This window comes from Kineococcus indalonis (genome assembly GCF_009906395.1).
In the GTDB taxonomy this organism is placed as follows: Bacteria; Actinomycetota; Actinomycetes; order Actinomycetales; family Kineococcaceae; genus Kineococcus; species Kineococcus indalonis.
Genome location: NZ_JAAALM010000140.1, coordinates 1 through 8,315, shown reverse-complemented (window position 1 = coordinate 8,315; position 8,315 = coordinate 1). Strand labels below are relative to the sequence as shown.

7 protein-coding genes are annotated in these 8,315 nt (G+C 77.6%); 2 read left to right on the top strand and 5 right to left on the bottom strand.

Annotated features, from left to right (window positions below):
* Positions 1-737: alpha/beta fold hydrolase (locus tag GTR00_RS09130; protein WP_166611314.1), on the bottom strand; the 737-nt coding region annotated here is incomplete at its 3' end.
* 44 nt (positions 738-781) lie between these two features.
* The gene (gene glgX, locus GTR00_RS09125) at positions 782-2,968 is read right to left on the bottom strand and encodes a glycogen debranching protein GlgX (RefSeq protein WP_166611313.1); all 2,187 of its coding nucleotides are present in this window, start codon (positions 2,966-2,968) and stop codon (positions 782-784) included.
* A gap of 84 nt (positions 2,969-3,052) precedes the next feature.
* Here glgX and GTR00_RS09120 point away from each other — a divergent pair, with 84 nt between their 5' ends.
* Together GTR00_RS09120 and mnmA are read left to right on the top strand one after the other, a co-directional pair.
* The gene (locus tag GTR00_RS09120) at positions 3,053-4,297 is read left to right on the top strand and encodes a cysteine desulfurase family protein (RefSeq protein WP_166611312.1); all 1,245 of its coding nucleotides are present in this window, start codon (positions 3,053-3,055) and stop codon (positions 4,295-4,297) included.
* On the top strand, positions 4,297-5,385 hold the full coding sequence (mnmA, locus tag GTR00_RS09115; protein ID WP_166611311.1) for a tRNA 2-thiouridine(34) synthase MnmA: 1,089 nt from the start codon (positions 4,297-4,299) through the stop codon (positions 5,383-5,385). Before GTR00_RS09120 ends, mnmA begins: the two co-directional genes overlap by 1 nt.
* A gap of 42 nt (positions 5,386-5,427) precedes the next feature.
* Here mnmA and GTR00_RS09110 read toward each other — a convergent pair whose 3' ends face one another.
* From GTR00_RS09110 to GTR00_RS09100, 3 genes are all read right to left on the bottom strand, one after another.
* Positions 5,428-5,862, bottom strand: a complete 435-nt coding sequence (locus tag GTR00_RS09110; RefSeq protein WP_166611310.1) for a nuclear transport factor 2 family protein — start codon at positions 5,860-5,862, stop codon at positions 5,428-5,430.
* A gap of 78 nt (positions 5,863-5,940) precedes the next feature.
* Positions 5,941-6,981: a glutathione S-transferase family protein gene (locus GTR00_RS09105; RefSeq protein ID WP_166611309.1), complete on the bottom strand. Its 1,041-nt coding sequence runs from the start codon at positions 6,979-6,981 to the stop codon at positions 5,941-5,943.
* Between the two features lie 73 nt (positions 6,982-7,054).
* Positions 7,055-8,299 (bottom strand): DUF445 domain-containing protein, encoded by a 1,245-nt coding sequence (locus GTR00_RS09100; RefSeq protein ID WP_407659666.1) that lies wholly within the window; start codon positions 8,297-8,299, stop codon positions 7,055-7,057.
* Positions 8,300-8,315 lie beyond the last annotated feature (16 nt).

Sequence of the window (8,315 nt, the reverse complement as noted above, 5' to 3'; positions counted from 1 at the left end):
CACCTGGTGGAGCCGCCGCCGAGGAAACCCGTCAGCAGCCCGCTGACCGCCGCCGGCTCCACCAGGTGCGGCCAGTGCCCCGCCCGCAGCGCCCGCAGGTCCGCCGAGACCGCCCGCGGGGCCAGCGCGCGCAGCGCGCCGGCGTCGACGTCGCGGGTGCTGCGCACGTGCAGCAGCGGCACGTCCGCCGCCCGCAGCAGCGGCCGCGGGTCCAGCTCCAGCACGTCCGCCCACAGCCCGCGCACGGCCGCCGCGGGCGTGGCCGCCAGGCGCGCCACGACCTCCTCGCGCAGCCCGGCCCGCCGCGGCCCCCACGCCGTGCGCATGGAGGCCACCAGCACCGCGTGCCAGCCCTCGGCGCGCACCGCCGCCGCGCGGGCCCGCTTGGCGGCCAGCGCCGCGGGCTCCACGGGCACGTTGGAGTCCAGCAGCACCAGCCGGCGCACCGCCCCCGGGTGCCGCGCGGCCAGCAGCAGGCCCACCACGCCGCCCGTGGAGTGCCCCACCAGGTCCACCGGCCCCGGCCCGGCCAGCTGCGCCGCGCGCCGGCGCACCCGCGCCGCCACGGCCTCCAGGCCCGCTGGCCCGGCCAGCGCCTCCTCGGCGCCGTGCCCGGGCAGCTCCAGCGGCACCACCCGCCGCCCGGCGGCCGCCAGCGCGACGGCCTGCGCGGACAGCTCCACCACCCGGCACCCCGCGCCCGCCAGCAGCACCACCGGCGGGACGCCCGCCCGCACGCCCGCCGGGACGCGCGCCGGGGCGCCCGCCCGCGCCGGCCCGCTCAGGCGGTGGCCAGCACGCGCACCGACCACGCCGGCACCCGCAGCGCCGCTCCCGCCGGGGCCGGGCGCCGGCGCCGGTCCGGGGTGCTGCTCCAGCGCGGGTGGAAGCGCGCCAGCCCCTCCACCGCCGGCAGCACGACGTCGCGCTGGCGCTCGCCGGCGTTGACGACGACGAGCACCGAGGCCAGGCCCCGGTCGCGGCCGTCGACGAGCACCTGCAGGATCCGCCGGCCGGCGTCGTGCCAGCGCTCCACCGTCATCGGCTCGCCGTCCTCGGCGAACCACAGCAGGTCCTGGCGCTGCTCGCGCACCGGGTGCCCGCGGCGCACCCCCGCCTCGGCCAGCACCGGGTACCGCGAGCGCAGCGCCACCAGCTCGCGGGTGTCGGCCAGCAGCTCGCGCTGCCAGCCGGCCAGGTCCCAGTCCACCCAGGAGATCTCGTTGTCCTGGCAGTAGGCGTTGTTGTTGCCGCCCTGCGAGCGCCCGATCTCGTCGCCCGCGGTGAGCATCGGCACCCCCGAGGACAGCACCAGCGTGGCCAGCAGGTTGCGCGTGCTGCGCCGGCGCGCCGCCAGCACCGAGGGGTCGTCCGTGGGCCCCTCCACCCCGTGGTTCCAGCTGGTGTCGGAATCGCTGCCGTCGCGGTTGCCCTCGCCGTTGGCGTCGTTGTGCTTGCGGTCGTAGGTGACCAGGTCGGTCAGCGTGAACCCGTCGTGCGCCGTCACGAAGTTCACGCTGGTCAGCCGCCCGCGGGTGACGTCGAAGGTGTCGGCGGACCCGGCGAAGCGGGTGGCGAACTCGCGCAGGCCGCGCCCGGCAGCGTCCGGCGCGCCGTGCCCCAGGGAGAACTCGCGCGCGTCGGTGAGCCAGAACCGGCGCACCCCGTCGCGGAAGCGGTCGTTCCACTCGTGCACCGGCGGCGGGTACTGGCCGGTGCGCCAGCCGAACGGGCCGACGTCCCACGGCTCGGCGACGTGCTTGACCTGCGCCAGCACCGGGTCGCTCGTCAGCGCCACCAGCAGCGGGTGGTCGGGGGTGAAGCCCTCGCGCCCGCGCGCCAGCGTCGTCATCAGGTCGTAGCGGAACCCGTCCACGCCGTACTCGCTCACCCAGTGCCGCAGCGAGTCCAGCGCGAACTGCACCACGCGCCGCTCGCCGAAGTCCAGGGAGTTGCCGCAGCCGGTGACGTCGAAGGGGCGCCCGCCGGCGTCGCGCAGGTAGTACGTCGACTCGTCCAGGCCGCGCAGCGACAGGTGCCGGCCCTCGGGGCCCTCCTCGCAGGTGTGGTTGTAGACGACGTCCAGCAGCACCTCGATGCCCGCCCCGTGCAGGGCGGCGACCGCGCGGCGGAACTCCTCGCGCACCGCGCCCGCCCCGGCCGCGCGCGCCGCGGCCGTGGCGTACCCGGGGTGCGGGGCGTTGAACGCCAGCGTGCTGTAGCCCCAGTGGTTCACCAGCCCCCGCTGCCGCAGGGCGACCTCGGAGGTGCTGGCGTGCACGGGCAGCAGCTCCAGCGCGGTCACGCCCAGCGACGTCAGGTGCTCCAGCACCGCCGGGTGCGCCAGCGCCGCGTAGGTGCCGCGCAGCTCCGCCGGCACGTCCGGGTGCCGCATCGTCAGGCCCTTGACGTGCGCCTCGTAGACGACGGTGCGCGACCACGGGGTGCGCGGGTGCTCCCCGGGGCGCACCCGCAGCTCCGGCGGCAGCGGGCCCAGCGCCACCCCGCGCGGCACGTGCGGGGCGCTGTCGCGCTCGTCGCGCACGGCGACGTCGCCGCGCAGGTCCGCGCCCACCACGTGCCCGAACGTCTCCGGCGCCAGCGCCACCTCGCCCTCCACGCCGCGCGCGCACGGGTCCAGCAGCAGCTTGGCCGGGTTGTGCCGCAGGCCCCGCTCGGGGTCCCAGCGCCCGTGCACGCGCAGGCCGTAGCGCGAGCCCTCCCGCAGGTGCGGCACGTGCCCGTGCCAGACCCCCAGCTCCACGTCCGGCAGCGGGGTGCGCACCTCGGAGCCGTCGTCGCCGAAGACGCACACCTCCACGCCGTCGGCGTGGGCGGCGAGCACGGCCACGTCGGCGCCGCCGCCCTCGCTCTCGGGGCGCAGCGAGACGCCCAGCGGGTGCGGGGACGTGCGGCGCTGGGCGGCGGGCGTGGTCGGTGCGTCGCGGCGCGGGGTCGGAGCAGGCACCGGCGCAGTCTGCCCGAGGTGCGCCCGCCCCGTCCGGTCGAGCGCCCGGCGGGCCCGGCGCGCCGCCCTCCTTACACTGGGGGCGTGACGGCGTACCTCGACCACGCCTCGACGACGCCGCTGCGGCCCGAGGCCCTCGAGGCGTGGGCCGCCGCGGCCGCCCTGGGCGGCAACCCCTCCTCCCTGCACTCCAGCGGCCGGCGCGCCCGCGCCGCCGTGGAGGAGTCCCGCGAGGCGCTGGCGGCCGCCGTGGGGGCCCGGCCCGGGGAGGTCGTGTGGACCTCCGGCGGCACCGAGGCGGACAACCTGGCCCTGAAGGGCCTGTACTGGGCGCGCCGCGACGCCGACCCGCGCCGCCGCCGCGTCCTGGTGGGCGCCGCCGAGCACCACGCGGTGCTGGACTGCGCGCAGTGGCTGGCCGAGCACGAGGGCGCCGACGTGCGGCTGCTGCCCGTGGACGCGCTGGGCCGCGCCGACCTGGACGCCCTGCGCGCGGAGCTGGCCGAGGGCGGCGACGAGGTCGCGCTGGTGTCGCTGATGTGGGCGAACAACGAGGTCGGCACCGTGCAGCCGGTGGCCGCGGCCGCCGAGCTCGCCCGCGCCGCCGGCGTGCCCGTGCACACCGACGCCGTGCAGGCCGTGGGGCACCTGCCGGTGGACTTCGCCGCCGCCGGGGTGGACGCCCTGTCGCTGTCGGCGCACAAGTTCGGCGGGCCCGTGGGCGTGGGCGCCCTCGTGCTGCGCCGCGGCACCGCGCTGGTGCCGCTGCAGCACGGCGGCGGGCAGGAGCTGGGCGTGCGCTCGGGCACCCTGGACGCGCCCGCGGCCCGCGCCGCCGCCGCCGCCCTGACCGCGGCCACCGCCGCGCTGCCGGTGGAGTCCGCGCGCACCGCGGCGCTGCGCGACCGCCTCGTGGCGGGGCTGCGCGCGGCCGTGGACGGCCTGGTGCTGCGCGGGGACCCCGTCCTGGACGCCGCCCACCGCCTGCCGGGCAACGCCCACGTCACCGTCGCCGGCTGCGAGGGCGACTCCCTGCTGTACCTGCTGGACGCCGCCGGGGTGGAGTGCTCCACCGGCTCCGCCTGCCAGGCGGGCGTGGCGCGCCCCAGCCACGTGCTGCTGGCCACGGGCCTGTCCGAGCAGGAGGCCGCCGGGGCGCTGCGCTTCTCGCTGGGGTGGAGCACCACCGACGCCGACGTCGACGCCGCGCTGGCCGCGGTGGGCCCGGCCGTCGAGCGCGCCCGGCGCGCCTCGACCTCGGCGCGCACCTCGCGCGCGCGCCGCCGGCAGTCGGTGGTCGCCACCAGCGCCGGGGCGGGGGCGTCCTGATGCGGGTGCTGGCCGCCATGAGCGGCGGGGTGGACTCCGCGGTCGCCGCCGCCCGCGCCGTGGACGCCGGGCACGACGTGGTCGGCGTGCACATGGCGCTCAACCGCGCCCCCGGCGCGCTGCGCACCGGCTCGCGCGGCTGCTGCACGATCGAGGACGCCCTGGACGCGCGCCGCGCCGCGGACCTGCTGGGCATCCCCTTCTACGTGTGGGACCTGTCGGAGTCGTTCGTCGAGGAGGTCGTCGAGGACTTCGTCGCCGAGTACGCCGCCGGGCGCACCCCGAACCCGTGCGTGCGCTGCAACGAGCGCATCAAGTTCGCGGCGCTGCTGGACAAGGGCGTCGCCCTGGGCTTCGACGCCGTCTGCACCGGGCACTACGCGCGGGTGGTGCGCGGCGCGGACGGCTCCGCCCAGCTGCACCGCGCCGCCGACGCGGCCAAGGACCAGTCGTACGTGCTGGCCGTGCTGGACGCCGACCAGGTCGCGCACGCGATGTTCCCGCTGGGCGACGCCCCCACCAAGGAGCGGGTGCGCGCCGAGGCCGAGCGCCGCGGGCTGCCGGTGGCCCGCAAGCCCGACAGCCACGACATCTGCTTCATCCCCGACGGCGACACCCGCGGCTTCCTCGCCGACAAGCTCGGCGAGGAGCCCGGCGAGGTCCTCGACGAGGACGGCGCGGTGCTGGGCACCCACACCGGCACCTACGGGTTCACCGTCGGCCAGCGCAAGGGCCTGGGCCTGACCCGGCCCGCGCCCGACGGCCGGCCCCGCTACGTGCTGTCCATCGAGCCGGTGCGCCGCACCGTCACCGTCGGGCCCGCCGAGCGGCTCGCGGTGGGGGAGCTGCGCGCCGTGGCGGCGGTGTGGAGCGCGCCGGAGCCGGCCGGGCCGGTGGAGGTCCACGCGCAGGTGCGCGCCCACGGCGAGGCGGTGCCCGCGGTCGCGGAGGTCACCGGCGATCAGGTGCGCGTGGCGCTGCGCACCCCGCTGACCGGCGTGGCGCCCGGGCAGACGGTCGCCTTCTACGCCGGCACCCGCGTGCTGGGGTCGGCCACGATCGCGGGGACGGCGCCGGCGGGGGCCTGAGGCGCCGTCGGGCGGGGCGCCGTCGGGCGGGGCGCCGTCGGGTCAGCCCCCCGGCGCGGCCGTCGCCGCGGGGTCCGCGGTGCGGGCCACGGCCCGCAGCGGCGCGAACGCCACGTACAGGCGCATCTCGCGGATCACCGTCCCGTCGAGGTCGTGGACCAGGAAGAACGGCACCCGCAGGTCCGTGGCGGTGCCCAGGAACTCGCCCTCGAGGAAGGCGTGCTCGTCGGTGACGCTGAGGGAGCGCCCGTGCGAGCGGGCCTCGAACAGCCGCTCGTGCAGGTCCTCGATGCGCTCGCGCACCGCCGCGGGCCCGCTGAAGCGCTCCCCGGACTCGGTCTCCACCCACGCCACGTCCTCGGTGAAGAACGTGCTGAAGTCCCCGCCGGCGCTCATCACGCCGAAGTAGTCGTCCATGAGCCGCCGGTGCGCCTCGGCGCGCTGCGCGCTCGTCCCGGGTGCGGTCGTCTGGGACACCGTCGTCCTCCTGCCGTCGGGGCTGCGGGTACGAGGGTCCTCGCGCCCGAGCGCCCTGTCCAGACCCCGCGGCGCCCCTCAGGCCGCCCGCTGCGGGGCGTGGTCGGCGGGCACGGCCTCGGCCGGCAGCGGCGGGCCGGGCGGGGTGCCGTCGCCGAACGGGCGCCCGCCCAGCTCCTCGCGGTGGTGCGGGGCCCACCAGCCGGCGGTGTCCGGGCCCTTCGGCACCACGCCGGTGGGGTTGATGTCGCGGTGCACGACGTAGTAGTGCGCCTTGATGTGCTCCAGGTCGGTGGTGTCGCCGAAGCCGGGGGTCTGGAACAGGTCGCGGAAGTACGCCCACAGCACCGGCATCTCGGTCAGCTTCTGCCGGTTGCACTTGAAGTGCCCGTGGTAGACGGCGTCGAAGCGGGCCAGCGTGGTGAACAGCCGCACGTCCGCCTCGGTGATCGTGTCGCCCACCAGGTAGCGCTGGCGGGAGAGCCGCTCCGAGAGCGCGTCCAGGCGGGTGAACAGCCGGTCGTAGGCGCGCTCGTACGCACCCTGGGTGCCGGCGAAGCCCGCCCGGTACACGCCGTTGTTGACGTCGCGGAACACCCCGTCGTCCACCTCGTGGATCTCGTCGCGCAGGTGCTCGGGGTACAGGTCCGGGGCGCCCTCGCGGTGGTGCGCGCGCCACTCGGTGGACAGGTCCAGGGTGATCTGCGCGAAGTCGTTGGTGACCACCTGCCCGGTGGCGACCTCCACGACCGCCGGCACCGTGATGCCGCGCGGGTAGTCCGGGAAGCGCGCGAAGTACGCCTCCTGCAGCCGCTCGACGCCCAGCACCGGGTCGCGCCCGCCGGGGTCGAGGTCGAAGGTCCAGCTGCGCTCGTCGTGGGTGGGCCCGCACACGCCCAGCGAGAGCACCGGCTCCAGGCCCAGCAGCCGGCGCACGATGCTCGCCCGGTTCGCCCACGGGCACGCGCGGCTGACGACGAGCCGGTAGCGGCCCGGCTCGACGGGGTAGCCGTCGCGGCCGTCGGCGGTGATGCGGGTGGTGATGTAGCGCTGGTCGCGCTCGAAGGAGCCCTGCGGGTTCACGTACCCGCTGCCGCCCGTGCCGCTCTCCTCAGCCATGCGGCGACCGTAACGGCCACGCGCGCCCGCCGCCCGGTCGGCCCGGTCGGCCCGGTCGGCCCGGTCGGCCCGGTCAGCTCACCAGGACGGTCACGGCGTGGATGAGCAGGCCCACCAGCGCGCCGACGACGGTGCCGTTGATGCGGATGAACTGCAGGTCGCGCCCGACGAACAGCTCGATGCGCCGCGCGGCGTCGTCGCCGTCCCAGCGGGCCACGGTGTCGGAGATGACCGTGGCCAGCTCCGGGGCGAAGCGGCGCACCACGTGCCCGGCGGCGTCGGTGAGGTGGCGCTCCACGCGGGCGGCGAAGACGGCGTCGTCCTCCAGGCGGTGGCCGAGGTCGGCCAGCGCCTCCTCGCTGCGCACCCGCAGCGAGGAGGCCGGGTCGGCCAGGGCGTCGTTGAGGTAGCCGCGCACGCTGGTCCACAGCCCCGCCAGGGTGTCGGCCAGGCCGGGGGAGGTCAGCAGCCGCCGCTGGAACTCGTCGGCCTTGGCGCGGGTCTCCGGGTCGTTCTGCAGGGCGTCGGCGTAGCGGGCCAGCAGGTCGTCGATGGCCCCGCGGCCCGGGTGCTCGCGGTCGCCGGAGACGTCCTGCACCCAGCGCAGCGCCTCGGTGTGCACGCGCTTGCCCAGCCGCTCGTTGAGCCAGTCCGGCGCCCACAGCGGGGCGCGCTCCTCCACCAGCCGGCGCACGGTGCGCTCGTTGGCGACCAGCCAGCGCTCGGCCTCGGCCAGCGTCAGGTCCACCACCGGGTGGTGGGTGCCGTCGCGCACCACCTCGCCCAGCAGCCGGCCCAGCACCGGGCTCCACGGCTCCGCGGCCAGGCGGCGCACCACCACCTGGTCGATGACGCCGGTGACCTCCTCGTCGCGCAGCACGCCCAGCGCCCCGGTGAGGACGGTGGCGGCCTCCTCCACCACGCGCGCGGCGCCGCCGCGCCCGTGCAGCCACGCCCCGACGCGGGCGGGCACGCCGGCGCGGGCGACCTTGTCGCGCACCACGTCCTCGGCGAGGAAGTTCTCCGCGACGAACTGCTCCAGGCTCTTGCCCAGCGCCTCCTTGCGGCGCGGGATGAGCGCGGTGTGCGGGATCGGCAGCCGCAGCGGGTGCCGGAAGATCGCCGTGACGGCGAACCAGTCGGCCACCGCGCCGACCATCGCGGCCTCGGCGGCGGCGTTGACGAAGCCCCACGCGCCGTCGCCGCCCAGGGTGAGCCCGTAGACGACCGCGGCCACCACCAGCAGGCTCGTGGCCACCAGCCGCATCCGCCGCAGCCCGCTGCGGCGCTCGGCGTCGCCGGCGACGTCGCCGGGCAGGCCGGGGGCGAGGCGC

Excerpts from the sequence above, each read along its gene's own strand:
- mnmA (WP_166611311.1), top strand. The coding sequence starts at position 4,297 with ATGCGGGTGCTGGCCGCCATGAGCGGCGGGGTGGACTCCGCGGTCGCC.
- GTR00_RS09105 (WP_166611309.1), bottom strand. The coding sequence starts at position 6,981 with ATGGCTGAGGAGAGCGGCACGGGCGGCAGCGGGTACGTGAACCCGCAG.